The sequence below is a fragment of the Parabacteroides sp. KHUB-01 genome (assembly GCF_056640935.1).
On record NZ_CM153256.1, the window covers coordinates 2,161,801 to 2,183,004 of the forward strand.

General features: G+C 37.7%; 13 protein-coding genes, 1 pseudogene and 1 riboswitch. Of the genes and pseudogenes, 6 read left to right on the plus strand and 8 right to left on the minus strand.

Annotated features, from left to right (window positions below; genetic code table 11):
• Nucleotides 1–12: 12 nt before the first annotated feature.
• The 3 genes from mutS to ACYIAR_RS09425 form a co-directional block, all read right to left on the minus strand.
• Nucleotides 13–2,604 (minus strand): DNA mismatch repair protein MutS, encoded by a 2,592-nt coding sequence (gene mutS / locus ACYIAR_RS09415; RefSeq protein ID WP_480333613.1) that lies wholly within the window; start codon nucleotides 2,602–2,604, stop codon nucleotides 13–15.
• A 156-nt stretch (nucleotides 2,605–2,760) separates the two neighbouring features.
• On the minus strand, nucleotides 2,761–4,107 hold the full coding sequence (lpdA, locus tag ACYIAR_RS09420) for a dihydrolipoyl dehydrogenase (RefSeq protein WP_480329145.1): 1,347 nt from the start codon (nucleotides 4,105–4,107) through the stop codon (nucleotides 2,761–2,763).
• Between the two features lie 135 nt (nucleotides 4,108–4,242).
• Nucleotides 4,243–4,545 (minus strand): PH domain-containing protein, encoded by a 303-nt coding sequence (locus ACYIAR_RS09425; RefSeq protein ID WP_480329147.1) that lies wholly within the window; start codon nucleotides 4,543–4,545, stop codon nucleotides 4,243–4,245.
• Nucleotides 4,546–4,749: 204 nt separating this feature from the next.
• On the opposite strand from ACYIAR_RS09425, the gene ACYIAR_RS09430 reads away from it, so the two are divergent.
• The 3 genes and pseudogenes from ACYIAR_RS09430 to ACYIAR_RS09440 form a co-directional block, all read left to right on the plus strand.
• Nucleotides 4,750–5,844, plus strand: a complete 1,095-nt coding sequence (locus ACYIAR_RS09430; protein ID WP_480329149.1) for an ISAs1 family transposase — start codon at nucleotides 4,750–4,752, stop codon at nucleotides 5,842–5,844.
• Nucleotides 5,845–7,195: 1,351 nt separating this feature from the next.
• A complete protein-coding gene (locus tag ACYIAR_RS09435) occupies nucleotides 7,196–8,806 on the plus strand; it encodes a DUF6377 domain-containing protein (RefSeq protein ID WP_480329151.1) in 1,611 nt (536 codons plus the stop codon).
• Between the two features lie 32 nt (nucleotides 8,807–8,838).
• A pseudogene (locus ACYIAR_RS09440) lies at nucleotides 8,839–9,525 on the plus strand (TolB family protein); the annotation flags it as partial.
• A gap of 88 nt (nucleotides 9,526–9,613) precedes the next feature.
• Here the strand turns inward: ACYIAR_RS09440 and ACYIAR_RS09445 are convergent.
• Both ACYIAR_RS09445 and ACYIAR_RS09450 read right to left on the minus strand, forming a co-directional pair.
• Nucleotides 9,614–10,888, minus strand: a complete 1,275-nt coding sequence (locus ACYIAR_RS09445) for a hypothetical protein (RefSeq protein WP_480329153.1) — start codon at nucleotides 10,886–10,888, stop codon at nucleotides 9,614–9,616.
• 12 nt (nucleotides 10,889–10,900) lie between these two features.
• Nucleotides 10,901–13,258 carry a TonB-dependent receptor gene (locus ACYIAR_RS09450; protein WP_480329155.1) on the minus strand — a complete coding sequence of 786 codons (2,358 nt, stop codon included), beginning with the start codon at nucleotides 13,256–13,258 and terminating at the stop codon, nucleotides 10,901–10,903.
• Nucleotides 13,259–13,401: 143 nt separating this feature from the next.
• Nucleotides 13,402–13,605: riboswitch (cobalamin riboswitch) on the minus strand.
• A 299-nt stretch (nucleotides 13,606–13,904) separates the two neighbouring features.
• On the opposite strand from ACYIAR_RS09450, the gene ACYIAR_RS09455 reads away from it, so the two are divergent.
• A complete protein-coding gene (locus ACYIAR_RS09455; RefSeq protein ID WP_480329157.1) occupies nucleotides 13,905–15,002 on the plus strand; it encodes an acyltransferase family protein in 1,098 nt (365 codons plus the stop codon).
• 98 nt (nucleotides 15,003–15,100) lie between these two features.
• On the opposite strand, the gene ACYIAR_RS09460 is transcribed toward ACYIAR_RS09455, so the two are convergent.
• From ACYIAR_RS09460 to ACYIAR_RS09470, 3 genes are read right to left on the minus strand one after another with little or no spacing between them, the layout of a single operon-like run.
• The gene (locus ACYIAR_RS09460; RefSeq protein WP_480329160.1) at nucleotides 15,101–15,880 is read right to left on the minus strand and encodes a radical SAM protein; all 780 of its coding nucleotides are present in this window, start codon (nucleotides 15,878–15,880) and stop codon (nucleotides 15,101–15,103) included.
• 34 nt (nucleotides 15,881–15,914) lie between these two features.
• Nucleotides 15,915–17,930, minus strand: coding sequence for a helix-hairpin-helix domain-containing protein (locus ACYIAR_RS09465; RefSeq protein ID WP_480329162.1), 2,016 nt, complete (start codon nucleotides 17,928–17,930; stop codon nucleotides 15,915–15,917).
• Between the two features lie 10 nt (nucleotides 17,931–17,940).
• Complete coding sequence (locus ACYIAR_RS09470; RefSeq protein WP_480329164.1) at nucleotides 17,941–18,753, minus strand: PorV/PorQ family protein; 813 nt, start codon at nucleotides 18,751–18,753, stop codon at nucleotides 17,941–17,943.
• Between the two features lie 215 nt (nucleotides 18,754–18,968).
• On the opposite strand from ACYIAR_RS09470, the gene ACYIAR_RS09475 reads away from it, so the two are divergent.
• Together ACYIAR_RS09475 and ACYIAR_RS09480 are read left to right on the plus strand one after the other, a co-directional pair.
• Complete coding sequence (locus ACYIAR_RS09475) at nucleotides 18,969–19,526, plus strand: DUF4294 domain-containing protein (RefSeq protein WP_480333615.1); 558 nt, start codon at nucleotides 18,969–18,971, stop codon at nucleotides 19,524–19,526.
• Nucleotides 19,527–19,627: 101 nt separating this feature from the next.
• The gene (locus ACYIAR_RS09480) at nucleotides 19,628–21,172 is read left to right on the plus strand and encodes a family 43 glycosylhydrolase (protein WP_480329166.1); all 1,545 of its coding nucleotides are present in this window, start codon (nucleotides 19,628–19,630) and stop codon (nucleotides 21,170–21,172) included.
• Nucleotides 21,173–21,204: the final 32 nt, after the last annotated feature.

The window sequence follows — 21,204 nt, forward strand, 5'->3', positions numbered from 1 at the left end:
TCTTTTTTACTGTTACCCTTTAACTATCTTCTTTATCTCATTGAGTTTGTTCAATGCTTCAAGTGGAGTAAGATTATTGACATCAATATTTATTATCTCGTCACGAATCTGGCTGAGAACCGGGTCGTCGAGCTGGAAGAAACTCAACTGATATCCGCCGTCTTTCGATGTTGATTTAGATGCTGTTTTCACGGATTTGCCGGAAATTCCTTCCTGGCGGTTTTCACGTTCCAACTGTTTCAATATTTCATCGGCTCTGCCAACAATACTTTTCGGCATACCTGCCATTTTTGCCACATGAATACCAAAGCTGTGTTCACTTCCGCCCGGAACAAGTTTACGAAGGAATATAACCTTGTTTCCTACTTCCTTGACCGACACGTTATAATTCTTGATGCGCTTGAATGAGCGTTCCATTTCATTCAACTCATGATAATGAGTGGCAAAAAGAGTTTTGGCATGTGCATTCGGATGTTCGTGTATATATTCAACTATTGCCCAAGCAATTGAGATTCCGTCGTATGTACTGGTTCCTCGTCCGAGTTCGTCAAAGAGAACAAGGCTGCGCGATGTCATATTATTCAGAATGTCGGCGGCTTCGTTCATCTCGACCATAAAGGTTGATTCGCCTACGGAAATATTATCGGAAGCACCGACACGGGTAAATATTTTGTCAACTATTCCTATTCGCGCGCTTTCGGCAGGCACAAAACAACCTATCTGCGCCAGAAGAGTTATCAGCGCTGTCTGACGTAGCAAAGCTGACTTACCCGCCATATTCGGTCCGGTGATTATTATTATCTGCTGGCTGTCCTCGTCAAGATATACATCATTCGATATATAAGACTCGCCGAGAGGCAACTGTTTTTCAATAACCGGATGTCGTCCAGCCTTGATATCAATTATATCTGATTCGTCAACTACAGGACGGATATAACGGTTTTCCTCGGCAACCTTTGCAAACGACAGCAAACAGTCCAAACGGCCAACAAGGTTTGCATTGCACTGTATTGGCGGAATATATTCTGTGAGGCAAAGCACCAAATCATTGAAAAGACGTGATTCAAGAGACAATATTTTCTCTTCGGCTCCAAGGATTTTCTCTTCATATTCCTTGAGTTCTTCGGTGATGTAGCGTTCGGCATTTACCAGTGTCTGCTTTCTTATCCAGTCCTGTGGAACTTTGTCCTTATGCGTATTGCGTACTTCAATGTAATATCCGAATACGTTGTTGAACGCTATTTTCAGACTTGGGATTCCTGTTCGCTCAATCTCACGCTGCTGAACCTGCAAAAGATAGTCTTTTCCGGAATAAGCAATTGAACGGAGTTCGTCCAATTCGGGATTAACACCATTGGCTATCACTCCGCCTTTATTTATGAGTGAAGGCGGGTCGTTGTTGATTTCCTTCTCTATTCTGTCACGTATAAGCTGGCAAAGGTTTATCTGCTCGCCAATTCTGCAAAGAGTCGGTTCGCCGCTGTTCATACATGCTTCTTTGACCGGTTCCAAGGCAGACAAAGCCACTTTCAGCTGGACAACCTCACGCGGAGAAACTCTTCCAACAGCTACTTTTGAGATTATTCGCTCCAAATCTCCTATCTGCTCGAGCTGTGAATCCAGTAAGTCTTTAATCTCCGGATTACGGAAAAAGTAATCTACCACATCCAGACGCTCGTGAATAGGCTTAACATCCTTAAGCGGGAAAAGAATCCAGCGGCGGAGCATACGCGAACCCATCGGAGAAATCGTTTTGTCGATAATGTTGAGAAGGCTCTTTCCGTCTTCATTCATCGTCGATACAAGCTCAAGACTGCGGACCGTAAATTTATCCAATCTCACATATCTGTCTTCCTCGATGCGTGAAAGAGATGTAATATGCTGTATGTGTGTATGCTGTGTTATATCGAGATAATGCAGGATTGCACCGGCAGCAATTATGCCCAGTTTAAGATGCTGCACACCAAAACCCTTGAGATTCTTGGTTTCGAAATGTTTCAGAAGTCGCTCGTGAGCTGTTTCGGAAGTAAAAACCCAGTCGTCAAGCTCGAATGTGAAATAACGAGGTCCGAAACATTCCTCAAAATGCTTCTTCTCATTTCTCTCAATAAGAACTTCCTTTGGGGAAAAGTTGTTCAGAAGTTTATCCAAATAGTCCGGTGTTCCTTCTGCTGTAAGAAATTCGCCTGTTGAAATATCAAGCAAGGCAATGCCGCCATTGTTTTTCTCGAAATGAATTGCCGCAAGGAAGTTGTTTTCCTTATGGTTAAGTATATTGTCGTTGATTGAAACACCGGGAGTTACAAGTTCGGTAACACCTCGCTTCACCAGCTTCTTTGTCATTTTAGGATCTTCCAGCTGGTCGCATATCGCAACACGCTTTCCGGCTCTCACCAGTTTTGGCAAATATGTATCCAAGGCATGATGCGGGAATCCTGCCATTTCAACAGACTGGCCAACGCCGTTTGCCCTTTTTGTCTGAACAATACCTAAAATCTCGGCGCCGACAACTGCATCGTCGCCATACATTTCATAAAAGTCGCCTACTCGAAACAATAATATTGCATCAGGATGTTTTGCCTTGATGTCAAAATACTGTTTCATTAAAGGTGTTTCAACTATCTTTGCCACACTAATTTCGTTTTGAATTGTAACGTGCAAAAGTAGTAAAAAGTTGACGAGTTGACAAGGCAGCAGATTGATAAGGAAAATAACCCTTATCTCCTTGTTCCCTTGCCAACTCGTCAACTTGTCTCTATATTACACAAGTCCTTCCTTAATTATCTCTCCTACTGTAGGATGAGGGAATACGAAAGAACGGATTTCTTCTGCCTTCATTCCTTTTTCTATCGCAATTCCTGCAATTACAATCAACTCAGAAGAAGGATTTCCCAACATGTGTGCGCCAATCAAAGTTCCATCTTCCGAAAGGATTAATTTGCAAACGCCATTTCCCATTTCATTCTCGGCAACGAAACGTCCGGAAAAAGCCATAGGAACTTTCTTAACTGTATAAGGAACGCCTTCTGCCTGAAGTTCTTCTTCAGTCTTGCCAACTCCGGAAATCTCAGGATTAGTATATACAACGCCAGGAATAGCTTTATAGCTCATTTTGCGAGACTTTCCAAGTATATGGTCAATTGCGACTTCTGCTTCGCTGACTGCAGTATGTGCCAACAATGAAAAAGCAGTAATGTCACCACAAGCATAAACATTTGGAAGTGATGTCTGCATATATTCATTAACTTTCACACCATTGCGGAACGGTTCCAATGAAAGATTTTCCAAGCCAAAACCTTTTGTCACAGGGCGACGTCCGGTGCTCAACAGAATCTTTTCGCCTGTCAACACTGTTGTTTCTCCATCTTTCTCTATCGAAACTTCTGTGCCGTTTACAGCTGTCACCTTATAATTCAGATAGAACTTGACGCCACGTTTTGCATACTCCGCCTGAAGCATTTCCGACAACTCACGGTCCATCGGACCAAGAATTTTATCAATCATTTCAACAACATGAACTTCAACACCCATGCTGTTGAAGAATGATGCGAACTCCATACCAATCACACCACCGCCAATTATTACCAATGATGAAGGAAGTTCCTTAGCCTGCAATGCTTCGCGGCTAGTCCAGTATTCAGTTTCGCTCAATCCTGGTATTGGAGGTATAACCGTTTCAGAACCGGTGCAAATAAGAAGATTCGCTGCCTGATATTCATTATCGGCACAAAGGACAGTAATTGTTCCGTCATCATCACGACGCTGAATTTCAGCAACACCGGAAACGACTTCAACGCCGTTTTCTTTCATCTTCATCTTTATACCGGCAGTCAGTTTTTTCACAACCTTGTTCTTTCTGGCTATTATTTTCGGTAAATCAAATGAAGGCGATTCTGCAGATACCGCATATTTTGATGCGTGTTTGATATTGTCGTATGTCTTTGCAGAATAAAGAAGTGTTTTTGTTGGAATACAACCTTCATTCAAACAAACACCACCAAGAGCATTCTTCTCGAAAAGAACAGTTGACAAACCGTTCTTAGCTGCTAATTCTGCCGCTGTATAACCGGCAGGACCGCCTCCAATTATGGCTACGTCGTATTTCATAATTTTTTAGTTTATAAGTTTATAAGGTAATAAGTTTTAAGTTTTTGAGTTTTTGAGTTTTTGAGTTAACAAGTTTACAAGGATTAAACACGGAGTATTAATTTTTAATTAAAAAACTCCTTTACTTCTTAATAATTACTCCATTATCTCTATCTCCGGATTAATCTTCTGCAAAACCTTGACAAATTCTGCTTTTCGCGAAGGAGAAATAACTAACCAAGGTTTCTCACCTTTCCATACAACCAATCTGTCTAGAGATAAAGCATAACTAGATACTGGAGTACTTGTCGGTTCCAATGCTGTTATTTCTTCAATTGCTATTTTCTTTTCAGGGAAAAAACTGCAATGAACTATTAATTCTCCATCAGCTGTTATTTTATACCAAGTATTCAAGAGTATATGTATACATTCAAGAAAAACCAGTAATGATGATACCATAACAAATGCCGAAGCTCCCATGATAAAGGATTTAACAGCATAAAAACCTATAAGAAATAAAATTAAGTGATACCAAAGTCCCACTTTAGATTCAGGGCAACCGCATCAAAATTTGTAATCATCAGTGAAGTGTTTATCTGTGCCTCACCTTAGATTTGCAGCGGCAAACCGAAACAGAAATAGAAATGATAAATTTGCAGTGAAATGAATCCATCCAAGTATTTTTCAGAAGTTACCGATCCTCGTGTAACAGGTCGTTGTCTACATTTGTTGTCAGACATATTAATGATAGGTTTGTGTACTTACCTGACAGGCGGAACAGATTATGAGGATATGCGTCTGTTTACCTTGGAACGTGGAGAAAAACTTAAGGATATGCTTTCACTTCCTCACGGTGTACCTTCAAAAGATACGTTTGAGCGTGTGTTTCAACGCATAGACCCAACCGAATTAGAACATTGTCTTTGTAGTTATGGGAAGTCAATCCTGTCGGATTTATCAGAAAAACAGATTGTTATAGACGGGAAGAAGCAAAGTGGGACATCGCCGACCTCTCGCGGGAATAAAGGTCTGTACATTTTGAATGCCTGGGTAAGCGAGAACGAATTCTGTATATATCAGAAAAAAGTGGAAGACAAGTCCAATGAGATAACAGCCATTCCCGAAGTGTTGTCAGCCATAGATATTGAGGATGCAGTTATATCCATAGACGCTATGGGAACGCAACGTGAGGTTGTAGACTTGATACTTGAAAAGAAGGGGCATTATCTATTGTCGGTAAAAGGTAATCAGAAGTCTCTATATGAGGATATTGAATGTGCTTTTAAAGTACACGGCGGCCTTGATTCGGATACGACTGTGGAAAAAGACCATGGAAGGATAGAAGTCAGGAAATGCAGCATTCTTCCAGCCATGGAATATCTGCTTCCGGAAACCATTCAATCTTGGAAAGGACTAGGGACGATTGTAAAAATGGAATCAAGTAGGGAGATGAACGGGAAAACGGCTCTTGAAACCAGATATTATATCAGTGACGAGCAAGGATTAAGTGCGTCTTACTTTCAAAAAATAATAAGAGGACACTGGAGTATTGAGAACCAACTGCATTGGCATTTGGACGTTACTTTTAAAGAGGATGATTGCAGAGCGAGGAAAGGATATTCATCACAAAACCTGTCAGTGATTAGAAAAGTGGCTTTACATATCATCTCTGAACAAAAGGATAAGTTAAGCCTTAAAAAAAGACTTTACAAGGCAGCTTTGGATATTAACTATTTAAAAAAGTTATTGCAGTTCTGACCGGATGATCTGAATCATAAAAAAGAGGCCTCTTTTTATAAGAGTCCTCTCATAAGATCTTACGAATCATAGTCGAAAGACTTTGGTTGTAAAATCGACACGTAAAAAATCCAATCGCTAAGGTTGTTTTTCATAGTTAAGGTTTTGCTATCCGCAATATCCGCTTTATTTCCCAAATAACACATTTTTTTCAGAACTATTTTAACAAACCTGTTGCAAAACATATTTTGAATGGAATTTTGGTGCGGTTGCCCTGCTTTAGATTTAAAAACTCTATCCATTTTTACTTTTTTGCCATAAAGGTAATGAAAAAACATAATAGCAAATATGTTACTCTTACATTTTGTCAAAATCACATATATGCATAAAAAAAATGTATGCCCTTCTTTCACAAGAAGAACATACACAAAATTAACCTACTAAAATATCAACTTATTGATACAATTACAGTTAGCACTAAATCAATTACAAAAACCTTTATCGTCTTTTTTTATATGGGAAAATATAAAATTACTATTTAATATCCCTTGAAATATTATTATTTTATATACTGTATATTTTCATGGTATTAGAAATAATACTGTATAAAATATAGTGTTTTTACTTTTACTACTTTTCTTGCTCATTAAATTACACAGGCAAAAATATACAGATAAAAATATAATGATTTATCTTATAAATTTCATATAAACATATATAAATAATAAATTACTAATAAACAATATATTATATATAATATATATACTAAAAAATATAAACTATATATACATAAATCAGCAACAAAATAGAGATAAAACACAGTATATTTATTCAATAATTATGAATATAAAAATATAAAACAAATTGTTTTAATAGTATATGAAATAGATATATAAAAAGACAGTTTATAATTTGTAGAAGAAATAATACAATAAATTAAAGCTAAAATTCAAAATAGCTTAAACATTATACAGAAATAATATACACACTATGAAATCTAAAAAATATACTGGGAAAATTTAGGGAAAAACGTAAATAAGAAGAAGAAAAAAATAACCTAAACCTTTTTACCTAAAGATTAATACGAAAAACGTCATATTAGCAATGAAGATATGTCAGAAAACATATCATTTATATCCTTTATCTTTTTGGATATTTATTTATGTTCAACGTAAAATTATAGAAAAAGGAATACTACATCATTTTATATAAATATTCTATAAAGATTGAATAAACATAAAATATTAATAATCAGTATATATCTAAAAAATATTATTAATAAAAATATAAATGATATAAGCTTTTTTATAGAATATAAAACCTACAAATAAACTCAAATTAATTAAATTTGCGAACAAAAGCACAAATACATATGAAAGCCGTTTTAGTCATAATAACTATCGTTTCCTTTATATTTAATATTAAAGCTGATAATTCCTCAAGAATAAACAACAGTCTTAAGGAATTAGATAATACGCTTAATAAGCAATGGAAATACAATCAAATGAAAGAAGAAGAAATTGACAATCTTCATGAAAAACTACGCAATACACAAAATATTTATGAGAAATATGAAATATATGGAGATTTGTTTGAGGCTTTCAATAAATATCAAATGGATTCTGCTCTTTTTTATGTCAACCAACAAAAATATCTTTTACACAAGAATCCCAATATTGGCTCTATAGAAGATATACTTTTAAAAAGGGCTGAAGTTATGAGTATGATGAGTATGTATAAAGAGGCTGTTGAAACATTAAATGCTATAAAACGTGACCGCTTAACCAAAACATCCCAGCTCGTTACCTACTATGTTCAATCCAGAAATATTTACGGATATATGTCCGACTATGCCTTAAGTCAATATGAAAGGAAAAGATATAGAGATATAGCTAATCTTTATCAGGATTCTATGACTTATATTTACGATCAGACTAAATGTAAATGTTATGTCCTATTATTGGCAGACAAATTAAGAAATGAAGGTAAACATGAAGAATCTTTGAAAGAGATTGAAAAACAATTCAATGATACGACTATAAACAAAAGGTTAAAAGGTATGCTCGCATATAATATTGCTGAAGCTTATCAAAGACTTGGAGATGATGACAACTATTTGTATTACCTTATACAGTCAGCAATATATGATTTGCAGCTTTCAATAAGAGAGTATGTTGCTCTTCCCAAACTTGCTCTTATTCTATACGAAAACGGAGACATTGTAAGAGCTTACCGTTATCAGACAAGCTCAATGAATGATGCAGTAATATGTAATGCCAGATTAAGAACAATTGAAACGACTAGCATCTACCCTATTATCGACCGGGCTTATAAACTAAAAGAGAGCAGGAATAATACAATTAAAAAAGGTCTGTTCACTGGTATTACAATACTTATTCTTTTCCTTGGAAGTTCTATTATGTATGTAAAAAAACAAAATAGTAAACTTGCAGATACACGAAAAGCTCTTAGTAATGTAAATATTCAGCTTTCTGCAGCAAACGAAGAGCTTTCGCAATTGAATCAGGTAAAACAGCAATATCTGGCTTATTATCTGGATCAATGTACTATGTATTTGGACAAGCTTGAAGACTACAGGCGTTCGTTGAGCAAACTTGCCATAAACTCTAAAATCAATGAACTTTTCAAGGCTATTAAATCTGAGCAGTTTATCGAAGAGGAAAGAGAGAAATTCTATAAAAGCTTTGACGAAACATTCCTGAAGCTTTATCCTAATTTCGTTGAGCAATTCAATAATCTGCTAAATGATGATGAAAAGATTTATCCTAAAAAAGGAGAACTTCTTTGTACGGAAATAAGAATATTTGCTCTAATTAGACTTGGGATATCTGACAGTAATAAAATTGCGCGATTCTTAAGATATTCTATAAATACTATATATATTTACCGAAGCAAGGTCAGAAACAAAGCTAAAGGCGATAAAAATAACTTTGAAAATCAGATTATGAAGATTAAAGAGTAACTGAGGTTAGTTGACTAGTTGACAAGGAAAACGGCGAACCGGAAATCATCAACACCGGATTTGCTACAAACTGCAACAACGACCATGTTCTTTCTGCCGACGGACAGCAGATTGCTATCAGACATGGAACAAAAGAAGATCATAAATCCAGCATCTATGTTCTTCCTCTGAATGGTTCTGATTCTCCTCAATTAATAACACCTATGGCTCCTAGTTATCTGCACGGCTGGAGTCCCAATGGCAAATATCTGGCTTATTGCGCCGAAAGAAATGGCAATTTCGATATTTATACAATTCCTGCTGCCGGTGGTGAAGAGAAAAGGCTCACTACGGCTGACGACCTCGACGACGGACCTGAATATTCTCCATGCGGAAATTATATATGGTTCAACTCTGTGAGAAGCGGACTTATGCAAGTGTGGAGAATGAAAACAGACGGTTCAGAGCAAACTCAGATGACTTTTGATGAAGAACGTAATTCATGGTTTCCGCATATATCTCCCGATGGTGAAAAGATTGTTTTCATTGCTTACAGGAAAGGCGACTTAAAACCTAATGAGCACTTGGCTAATAAAAATGTTGAATTGCGGTTGATGCCGGCTAAAGGCGGTGAACCTAAGACAATTGTAAAATTATTTGGCGGACAAGGAACAATAAATGTCAATTCCTGGTCGCCGGATAGCAAGCATTTTGCTTTTGTGAGTTACAAGGTAGAATGAATATAAAGTTGACAAGGTTTCAGAGACAAGTTGACAAGGAAAAGCTGATACAACTTTAACCTTGTCAACTTGTTTTCTTGTAACCTTTTTATTTATCATTATCAATCAACACCAAACGGCTGAAATCATAACCTTCAGTGATTGTCATACCTTTTGTAGCTTTGCCTGTATTGATGTCATACACATAAATACATGGAGCAGAAGTTTCCGGATTAACTCCAATATAAGCATGTTGTGTTGTCACATAAGAACGCTGAGAGAATGTTCCGCTACAGAAAGGTAGATTCTTTCCGTCTGCCTGGATTTCTGTTTTCTGGTCTGTTGTAAGGTCAAGAATTGCGTAGTAGCAATTGTAGTTACTTCCCCAACCATCTTCACCTAACCCGCAATGAACAGGGTCCTGAATGTAAAGCAAAGCCTTGTTGCTGCCAAGATAGTCAACAGTTACTAGTTTTCCCTTGTCATAGTTATAACCTAAGTATGATTTGTCGAAATCCATTTCACCTTTGTTTATACGAAGAATACGGCCATACTGATAAGTAGTCTTTGGTGAGTTTGGTATTCTGTTGTTACAAGCAAGATACAAGTTGTCGTTTTCATCAAAGAACATCTTGTTTTGCAACAACTCACCATAAGCAGTTCCTGCCATCTGGTCTGCACGGTCTTCTTTAACTTCTTTCTCTACAGACATATCAGAAGGATTTATGAAAGCTGCATAGAAGTTTGTTTCTTCATTCTTATGCTGGAAGAAATAAATGATTTTATTGTCAGATTTTCTGTATCTTGCAAGACCAGAAGTACTGAACTTGTCACCTTCAGGACAAACCAAAGAAAGTTCGCCTTCTTCAATGATTCTCAAATCCTCGGCATTAAGTTTTGTCCACAGAATCTTGTTGGCAGAACCATTTGCAGCCAAAATAACCAATGTGTTATCATCAATCCAAGCGTGAGTATAACGGCGGTCTTTATATGTATTCTTTACGAAAGGCTGCTCTGCAATTCTTCTCAACTCATTGCCAACAATCTGGAACTTAACGAATCTGTCAGCAGAATTTGCAACCTGATAATAATACTTGCCTTTGATTATTGATTCCTGGTCCATATCTGCAGTAACATCGGCTCCGTCGTTCTTGAAGTCGATTGTTGTCTGCTCAGAAAGGTTTGTCAAACCCTTTACAAGAAGAGTTGTTTCCTTTCCCATACCACCAGTTTCACCGATTCCAACCCAAATATCAAAATGTGTTTCTTCTGTTTCTTCTTTGTTCGGATTATCAATTACAGGATCGTCTTCAGAACAGCTGCTGAAAATTGAACCGCACAAAGCTGTAGCCAATGTAAAGGCTAATAATTGTAACTTTTTCATTTATAATATAATTTAGTTTATGAATACTCTGAACTTACAGAAAAACGAACGTCCAGGTTTCTGGAGCATATAGTTGTCGTAAACTGTTTTGTCAAATATATTGTTGCATTCAAGTGATACGTTGTATCTTTCCTTAGCCCATGAATATGTGAGGCGCGCACTGTGAATATGCTGAGTAGGAATTCTTGATTTTGTTTCCAAAGCTCCATATCCTTCCCATGTGAGATAGAACCAGTGGACATACTGATAATCATAGCTTAAGCGGAACTTAGTGTCGTTAACAAACAAATCTCGCCAAGTAAAATCTATTTCGGCATTACCGAAAAGCCAAGGTCTGTTTGGCACCTTGTTGTTATATGATATCGAAGGCTTTCCGTCTTCTCTGTATTTCTTCTTGTCGCGGGCATCCTGATAACTGCAGTTAACTATTGCCTGAAGGAAATCTCCCCAATTGTATCTCACCTCACCTTCAACGCCTTTGATATCTACGCTTGATACGTTGTCGTATTGCATCATTCCTTCGCTTTCGGAAATCACGGCATAGATATAATCGTTCACATCTCTGTAGAATCCGTTTACTTCATAATAAAGCATATGTTCCGGAGCCAGGAGCATTGTGCCGAAAGCTCCAAGATTCACATTGTTGCTGCTCTCAGGCTTCAAGGCGATATTTGGATAAATAGTTGTTCCATTACCCAAAAGCTCGCGTGCCAAAGGCAAACGTACGCTATGTTCATAAGACAGTTTTAGCGCCAACTCATCAAGCAATGAATAACGGCTTCCCAATCCGTATCCTAAATGATTCTTTGTTGATTTGGAAGGAACTTCGTCCGAACCTGTTATCCATGACAAATCCTGCTGCTGGATATCGAGGTGATTTATATAATCCTTTATAAAATAAGTGTTTTCCATCTTTCCCGAGAAAAACGACTGATTGTATGACAATCCCAGTATATGTTTTGCCAATATATCGTTAGAAGGCTCAAACTCAGTGTCGATTTCATCATAACGGTCGTTTCCTGTTCTGTTGAGCAAATAATTCAGATTAAGAGAATGATGTCTGTTGAAAGAATAGTTCAAATTGGCACGCGCAATCGTCAACGGGCGGTTGTAATGACGCAGCGAACGGTCTTTTCCTGTAATCTCATTTCTCGAACTTTCAATATAATTTCCATTCCAGTCGTATTTGCGGAAAGCAGAATCGACTGTCAGAGAATAATCCCACGTATGTGAAACAGAAGCATTAAACTGAAGTCCATCAACAAGGAAATCCTTTTTCTGATAACGTGCCGAAATATTCCAGGCATGCGAAAACAGCTCTGCCTCGCCATAAACCTTTTTCTGCGTTGAACCGGTCTGAAGTTCCTTATCTACTTTCGAGAATGAACCAGAAACAAAGAACAAATCCGCCCAGCTGCGGTTTGTAACTCCAATTTCAATCTGGCCGAGAAGAGAAAAATAGTCGTCGTGAAAGCGGCGGCGGTCAACTGCAACATACTTACGGCTTTCCTCATCCCAAACCTCAACACCTTTCATCATATAGTTGTTCTTCGAATAATTCACACCGATGGTCGGGCGAATAAGAAGTCCGGTTTTCTTTTCAACAAACTGAGCATTCAAATCTGCCTTGTGAGTATGGAATGAACCTATTCCATAGGATAAATCCAAATAGTTTTTCTTTTCTTCTTTAGTTATAATATTGATTGCTCCGCCCAAAGCATCGGCTCCAAGACTGGCAGGAACTACTCCTTTGTATATTTCAACGCGGTCGATAAGGTTAACAGGCAAATTGGCTAGAGAAACTCCGCTACCTTTCGTATCAAGAGGCATGCCGTCGAGGAAATAGCGGACAGAGTTTCCGGACATTCCATTTATCGAAAGTTCGAAATCGGAACCCAAACCGCCTTCTTCACGGATACGGACACCGGTTGTCTTGTTTACAATCGAACTTATATTATTTACCGAAGTAGTGAGTGATTTCACGTCAAGAGCATTAACAGAAAAAGCACCTTCCTTTAGTTTCTGGCTCTTGGTTTTTCCATAAACCTCAACATTATCCAAATCAACTGTTCCGCTTTTCAGAACAATATCCACTCTCCTGTTCTCTTTAATGCTGATTTTCTGACTTGAAGTTTCATAACCAACCGACGAAACAAGGATTGTGTATGTTCCCGGCTTAACTTTTATCTCAAAATACCCGTTGTCATCCGAATATGTTCCTATGGAAGTATTCTCAATGGCAACGGCAGCTACAGCCACAGGATTCTTTCCTTCGTCTTTCACAAAACCGGAAAGACTGACTTTCTCCTGGGCATTCAGACTGGAGAAAAACGTGAAAAAAATGAATAATAAAATGTTTATATGTCTCATCACCAATTTATTTTCCGTAAAAAAAGCACAGAAAACCCGGATATAAACAAAATAAACGAACAAGAGTGTAAGTTTTTCAACAGCATAAATTTGAAATAACCTATTCAGATGTTTGTCTGCTTTGTATCCCGAAAGCTTTCCGACAAATAATCAAGGACTTGGCAGGTCTTCTGACTTGCTCCTTCTTCGTGACGCCTTCCCGTCGCTATCCAGACAGTGGCAAAAGATATGCCCGAAGAATCCAAAAGAGCTTACAGCAGCGGGTCTGTTCAGGATTCTCACCTGATTCCCTTTTCATTGTATGACTGAGATTTCAGACATACAACACCAAATCGGCTGCAAAGGTAGGTATTTATTATATAATATCTCATGTTTTTAACATCTAAATCAAACTATCAAATTCATATTATCATTTATTCAAGAAAATCAAGGGCTTACATTTTCATCATATTTCTATGCGTTGGAAAACTTTTTTCATATATTATGAAAAACTTTTTTCACCGCAATGAAAATTTTTTTCCATATATTATGAAAATCTTTTTCCACATATTATGGAATTTCTTTTCCACCACAATGAAATTCCGTATTTTTCCCAAACTCGGAAAAAATACTCTATCTTTGACAAGCAAACTTAATTCAAAATATCATGACACAAACTAACAGATTACTATCGCTGGACGTTATGCGAGGCATAACGATTGCCGGCATGATTCTGGTAAACGACCCAGGTTCGTGGGAATACGTTTATGCACCGCTGAGACATGCCAAATGGGATGGCTTCACTCCCACCGACCTTGTTTTCCCATTCTTTATGTTTATAATGGGAATTTCAATGTTCTTCTCGCTGAAGAAATATAATTTCCAACTTTCATCGGAAAGTGTGACTAAGATTGTTCGTCGCACAATTGTAATTTTCCTTGTAGGTTTTGGCTTGAATCTTTTCAACCATTTGTGGAACAATGGTTTCAGTCATTTCGAAAACCTGAGAATATTGGGTGTGATGCAGCGTTTGGCACTGGCTTACGGCTTTGGTTCGCTAATCGGACTTGCAATCAATCATAAATATATCCTTCATGTGGCAGCTTCGATTCTGTTGTTCTATGCAATACTTCTGGGAGCAACAGACAGCACAACTTTGAGCCCTGAAAGCTTGATAGCAGTTGTTGACAGAGCTGTTCTCGGAGCATCTCATATGTATCGCGACACTATGGCTGACGGAACAGTCATTGCCTTCGACCCAGAAGGTTTGTTGAGCTGTTTGGGAAGTATCGGTCATGTCCTGCTTGGATTCTATGTAGGAAAACTTATTATGGATGGGAAGAAGAACAACGAGCTGATTGTACGCAACATTTTTATTTTCGGAACAATTCTTGCTTTTGCCGGAATGTTGCTGAGCTATGGTTGCCCTATAAACAAGAAAATATGGAGCAGCACATTTGTGCTTACAACTTGCGGACTTGGTTCTCTCCTGCTCGGATTGCTGATTTGGATTATTGATATCAACAAGCGTAAGAATTGGACATTGTTCTTCGAGTCGTTCGGTATCAATCCTCTGTATCTTTATGTTCAGGCTGCAGTTCTTGCCACTTTGTTGCATGGTTTCCAGGCATACTTTTACAGTGATGTATTAGTGCCGCTTTGCGGAAATTATTTCGGCTCTCTGGTTTGGGCAGTATTGTTTGTTTTGCTGAACTGGATTCCGGGATATTGGTTGTATAAGAAGAGAATTTATATCAAGATATAATTTAGGGAACGAGTCGACAAAAGAACAAGTTGACAAGGAAATAAAAGAAATTATTTATTCTCTGTATATCTTGTTCCCTTGTCAACTCGTCAACTATATCAATACGATACCGAAACCTCAAACCCTTCTCTCCTAGCCTTTTCGGCAATAGCATCAAGCTCTTCCTTAGTAGCTTTTGACAGAGTTTTCAACGGAGTTTCACGGTCGATTGTGTAAATCATAACTTTTGACGGACGGATTTTCTTCAGAGCTTCAATCCAGCCTGATATTTCTTCGTCGGTAAGGTTATCAACAGACTCTCCGTCTCTTTCTCCATGCAGGAACATTGTCTGTATAATAAGTTTGCCATTGAAGCGGCAAAGGTTTTCCAACAACTTTTCGAAACAGAAGCCCGGCTGATTTGGATCGTTTATTTGTCTGATGCGTTTATCCAGGACAGAGTCCAGTTTCATTATGTTATCCTCAATCTTGCACAAAGCCTGGAAAACTTCTTCCTTATGAAGCATTGTTGAGTTTGAAAGAACAGCAATCTTAGCTGACGGACAATGCTCGTTGCGTATGGCAATGGTGTCATCTATTATTCCGGCAAAATCAGGATGCATTGTTGGTTCACCGTTTCCGGCAAAAGTAATTACATCCGGCACAAGACCTTCGGAACGCATAGCGTCGAGTTTCTCGGCAAGAGCTTTTTTTACTTCCTCGCGACGCGGCATAGAAAGACGCGGTTTGTGGTCCTTGTTGAAACCACATTCACAATAAATACAGTCAAATGTACAGAGCTTTCCATCTGTAGGAAACAAATTCATTCCCAAGGAAATGCCCAAACGGCGGCTGTGGATTGGACCGTAAACAATTTTATCAAATATAATAGTAGACATAAGCTTGTATTTTTATTCAAATGTACGCCTTTTCTCAAAATTTCCAACTCAAAACTGCATATAAATCTGTTTTGTTATTTCCCTTTATTTCCTCTGTATCTGTTCCGATAACATCGCGGTCTGAATAATATGTATGCGCCAGCTTTACGGAAAGTTTCAGAGATTTGAGAATATTCCATTGGAAAGTCAATGCCGCACGCAAACCTTCGCCGTAAAACGAAGGCATATAGAAGGCATAAAGTATGTTTTTCTCATATGAACTTATGCGTGTGTAATAATTGTCTGTTTGGAAATATGCAAAATATATATCTGCCTGAAACGGAAACTTTTCTTTCTTCCATCCTGCACGTTGCGACAGCATAAAGCCTTTGTTTCGTTCATTATCAACAGAAGTATATAAAACTCCGTCGGCAGACGAGCGCAAGGTCCAATTTCCGGCATTCACCGACAACTGAAAGCGGAGGCGTTGCTGAGTGTTGCTTCCGTCGCGCTGTTTATATTTATAACGGAGATATGTTGACAACCGTGAACTGAATGAATAATCCACCTGTGTCATATATTCCTTTCCGGACGAAGGATAATCAATCTGATATTTCAACCAGGGAAAACGGAAAATATCAACATAACCAGAGAATTTCCAATAAGGAAACGGGCTCCATTGCAATCCTGCATAAAATCCCTGTTCGTTCTGAACATAACCCTGTGAAAAAGCATTTCCGAAATAGGACTGATATTTACGGTCGTAATAACGATGGAGAAGCAGCATCGTAATGTATGAAGCAGGCGAGAGCTGCAAACCGTTGAGAGTTGCCAACGCTCCGTTCCGAGAAACGGCAGTTTCGCCATATATCTTAGCCCATGAGGTTTTCAACATATAATCAACACCAATGTTGAAATTACTTTTACCTCTGAAATAGAAAAGATTATAAGGTTGGGGAGAAGGATATAAACAATTACCGCCAAAATCATATCCCACAGCAGTCATTCCAATATGAAACGACGGCAAAGCAAAACGGATATTTCCTCCGTAAGTCTGCATAACTACAGTTTTGCGTTTATCCCAGTCGCGTTGCAAACGATGCAAGCCACTCGTCTGAACAGACGGAAAAGTATCATTCTCCAAAGCTGCATCTATCCGCCTGCGGGAATAGAATGCACTGAAATCCCAATTGCCGAAAGATGCAGTAGCTGCAGCTCCACGGAAAAAATCACTTTCGTTTGTTGAAAAGTGCCTGCGGAATCCGTTGTTTCGTCTTTCAGCCTGAGTGACAAGGGCTGAACGGCTAGGAGAGAAGTCGTTGCTTATAACCAGTCCTTGTCCGAACGAAACCTTATAATCACCTATTGCAAGAGTTTTCAACCATTTGAAATCCCGCAAAAGCAAATGAAACGAATAATAGTCATATCCTTTATGAACAGGTTTCCAAAACGGCTCGCCCATATCTTTTTCAGCAAGTAAACCAGCCTGAATCTTATCTTCATAAGCATAGGAGTATTTTACAGAAGTATAAAAAGCCTCGCCCAGATATTTACGGTTAGGATATTTATCCAGAATACTGTCGGAATATGAACAATATCCGCTTTTCTGTTGAAAACATTTATCATATCTGATTTGCAATTCATTGCGTCCTTGTTTCAACATATTCCTAAGAGTTATTGGAGCTTTATCAACAATATTATCCGATATATTCACAAAAGGAAGAATAAGCAAAATCGTTTGCCAGTCGAAATTATCAACAGCCTGCAGTTCATATATGGAAAGCATTTTCCCGTATCTTTTCCTATAATCCATAAGAGATGAAATCTGATTGTCCGAAAGGAAAGGCAAGCGCCTGAGTTGTTCATCGCTTACAGTATTCAAATCAAATGGATTTTCACTTAGGTAGGAAAGTTCTGTGTATAATGCTTCAGCCTTGGCTTCGTCTCCGGTTTCTTCGGCTATTTGCTCAACATATTCCTGCCACTTATCAACAGAATAAGTTTCTTGAGATTCAGCATTATAACAGGATATAAACATATATATAAACAAGATTGTTAACAGCTTTTTCATAACTATATTATTAGAAGTGAAACGACAAACCGGCAGCAAGCGAAGCGCCCAATACAGAATGATAAATTACAGAAGTGTCAATGCAGAAAGATTTCAATCTAATTCCGAAACCAAAACTTGGAAGGAGAGGAGCAATACATAATCCGCCACGAATATGAAAAATATCTTTTACCAGATATTCCATGCCTATTCCGCCTGTTAATCTATATTCGCTGTCCGTTCCGCAATAAAAGGATATCAACGTATTGTTGATAACATCATATTTGAAACCTAACAGAAAATCCCAATATTTTAATATCTCATTATCAGTTGATTCTTTATTAACAGAAACAGACGGGAAATCCTTTATCAACAATCCTATCGACAGTTTTTCCACAGGAGAATAAACAGCGCCAATATCCGTTGACAAACGTGAAGGCGTGTGTTCATATAAAGCAGACTGAAGAATATAATACTGGAAAGCTATGCCTAAAGACCAATGCTCGCCCAATGATTTGGCAAAGGCTGCACGGAACATTGTTTCCCGATATTCATCATAACCGAAAGAAGATATATAAAGACCTGTTGATAACTTATCATTAGGATATTGAAAACCCAGTGAAACTGTGCCTAACTCTTTCACCATATATCTGTTAATATACAATATATCAAGCATTTTAGAGTTTTGATATGAAAGAATAGCTGGATTATATTCCGTTGAAAACATAACTCCATTTCCGCCTAATGCCATAGAACGGATATTGGGAAGACGGATATTTTCTGAGCCTGTCACATTGCCGGAGAAAAGCAATGCAGCAATAAAAAGGAAGAATTTCTTTTTCATAGCCGGTAATTGGTTTTTGATTATTCAACACAGAGATTTATATTTAACTTATCTCTTACTTATATACTCACAAAAGTAGTATTTATCATAGATTTATCAAGTTATTAACAAACTTATTCTACAAGATTTACACCCTTTGATTATTTTTGCAACCAATGAAGCAAAGAAGAAAGATATATTATTCGGCATTCATGCTGTTGACAACTTGTTGGTTAATGGCTCAGGAGCAGAATAAACCTATAAAAATGAATGTTTTACCGGAAGGATATAATCGTGCATATCTTGATGGTAAAGACACTGTTGCTATAGTAAACCTTAGGGAAGTATATGTTTTTCCCAAAGTAAAGTTCAGAAACAGGAGAGAGGAACAGAAATATTGGAAGCTTGTGAGAGACGTAAAACGAACTCTTCCTTATGCTAAAATGGTTTATGAAACTCTTATTGAGACTTATGAATATATAGAAACATTGCCGGACGAGAAATCAAAACAGGAACATTTGAAAAGGATGGAAAAAGAGCTTTTTGCCGAATATAAACCACAGTTGAAAAAACTTACTTTCTCGCAGGGAAAACTACTTATCAAGCTGATAGACAGGGAATGTAATCAAAGCAGTTATCAACTTGTAAAAGCTTTCCTTGGCAGTTTCCGCGCCGGTTTCTGGAATTTCTTTGCAGGAATGTTTGGTGCCAGTCTTAAAGCTGAATATGATCCGAAAGGTGAGGATGCGATGACGGAAAGAATTGTGGTGCTTGTGGAAAACGGATTATTGTGAATCAGTTGACAAGGAAACAAGTTGAAGAGTTAACAAGGAATTATATATTAACATACTTGTCAACTCATCTCTGTAGCCTTTTCAACTCCAAATAAATTATCATGAAGAACATACTATTAACAGCAACTATCGGCCTTATCAGCCTTACAACTAACGCACAGCAAACGGATTCAAATTATTTTATGAATCCAATTATACATGGAGATATTCCTGATCCAACAATGATTAAAATTGACGGAACTTACTATGCGGCAGGAACTTCAACAGAATGGGCTCCATTTTATCCTGTTTTCAAATCAAATGATTTGATTAACTGGAAACAAATAGGACATATTTTCGACAAACAGCCGGAATGGACTGTCAACTCTTTCTGGGCACCGGAACTGTTTGTTATAAACGGTAAAATTTACTGTTATTACACTGCACGTGAGAAAGCTACCAATATATCTTACATTGGTGTAGCAACAGCTGATTCTCCGGAAGGAAAATTTACAGACCACGGTATAGTTGTCCGTTTCGGAAAAGAAGCTATCGACCCTTTTATATTTAATGATAACGGACAACTTTACATTACATGGAAAGCTTATGGTCTGGACGACAGACCTATAGAAATTCTTGGAAGCAAACTTTCCGCTGACGGATTGAGACTGGAAGGTGAGCCTTTCACCATGCTTGTAGATGAAAACCGTACCGGAATTGAAGGACAATATATATTCAAGAAAGATGATTATTACTATCTGATTTATGCAGCCAATTCTTGCTGCGGATACAATAGCGACTACAATGTTTGCGTTGCCCGCTCAAAGAAGTTCGACAGCTTATATGAAAATTATAATGGAAATCCAATTCTCCACGGCGGCGAAGGTGATTATAAATCTTGTGGACACGGAACAGGTGTAACAACCGACGACGGACGAATATTCTTCATGTGTCACGCTTACCTCAACGGAGATATGTTTTTCAACGGACGCCAACCTATATTGCAGGAATTGGAAGTAACAAAAGATAAATGGCTGAAATTCAAAACAGGAGAGTTGGCTGTAAGGAAACAATCATTACCATTCAAAGGTATAAGTCAAATTCCGGTGAAAGACTTTTATGATGATTTTGATGGTAAAAACCTAAAATATGATTGGACATGGAATTTTCCTTTCTCTGATGTTAAAGCAGAATTAAACCAAGGACAACTTTATCTTTCAGGGATTATGAAAGATAAGTCAAAGAACGGCTCAGTTCTTTGTCTGCGTCCTACAAGTTCTGAATATTCATATGAAACACATACATTGAATAAGGGAAACAACACAAAAGGTCTCACTTGGTATGGCGATGATAACTTCATGATTTCATGGGGAATTAACAACAATAATCTCGAACTCAGAAAAGTAGTTGACGGAAAAGAATCTGTTATTTTCTCTTCACCTTTCAACAATAAAGATATTTATCTTAAAACAACTGTTGAAAAAGGTTCATTATTGAAGTTCTATTACAGTGAAGACAACAGCAAATGGGTTTGCGTATCAGATAAAGCTATTGACTGTAAGGAATTTATAAGATGGGACAGAGTGCCTCGACCTGGATTAATACACTCTGGAAATAAGAACGAACCTTCTGTTTTCAGTTATTTCAGATACAAATTGACAAGATAACAAGTTAACAAGAAACGAGTTGACAAGGAATA

Coding starts and splice junctions, on each gene's coding strand:
- mutS (WP_480333613.1), bottom strand. CDS start 2,604: ATGAAACAGTATTTTGACATCAAGGCAAAACATCCTGATGCAATATTA.
- lpdA (WP_480329145.1), bottom strand. CDS start 4,107: ATGAAATACGACGTAGCCATAATTGGAGGCGGTCCTGCCGGTTATACA.
- ACYIAR_RS09425 (WP_480329147.1), bottom strand. CDS start 4,545: ATGGTATCATCATTACTGGTTTTTCTTGAATGTATACATATACTCTTG.
- ACYIAR_RS09430 (WP_480329149.1), top strand. CDS start 4,750: ATGAATCCATCCAAGTATTTTTCAGAAGTTACCGATCCTCGTGTAACA.
- ACYIAR_RS09435 (WP_480329151.1), top strand. CDS start 7,196: ATGAAAGCCGTTTTAGTCATAATAACTATCGTTTCCTTTATATTTAAT.
- ACYIAR_RS09445 (WP_480329153.1), bottom strand. CDS start 10,888: ATGAAAAAGTTACAATTATTAGCCTTTACATTGGCTACAGCTTTGTGC.
- ACYIAR_RS09450 (WP_480329155.1), bottom strand. CDS start 13,258: ATGAGACATATAAACATTTTATTATTCATTTTTTTCACGTTTTTCTCC.
- ACYIAR_RS09455 (WP_480329157.1), top strand. CDS start 13,905: ATGACACAAACTAACAGATTACTATCGCTGGACGTTATGCGAGGCATA.
- ACYIAR_RS09460 (WP_480329160.1), bottom strand. CDS start 15,880: ATGTCTACTATTATATTTGATAAAATTGTTTACGGTCCAATCCACAGC.
- ACYIAR_RS09465 (WP_480329162.1), bottom strand. CDS start 17,930: ATGAAAAAGCTGTTAACAATCTTGTTTATATATATGTTTATATCCTGT.
- ACYIAR_RS09470 (WP_480329164.1), bottom strand. CDS start 18,753: ATGAAAAAGAAATTCTTCCTTTTTATTGCTGCATTGCTTTTCTCCGGC.
- ACYIAR_RS09475 (WP_480333615.1), top strand. CDS start 18,969: ATGGCTCAGGAGCAGAATAAACCTATAAAAATGAATGTTTTACCGGAA.
- ACYIAR_RS09480 (WP_480329166.1), top strand. CDS start 19,628: ATGAAGAACATACTATTAACAGCAACTATCGGCCTTATCAGCCTTACA.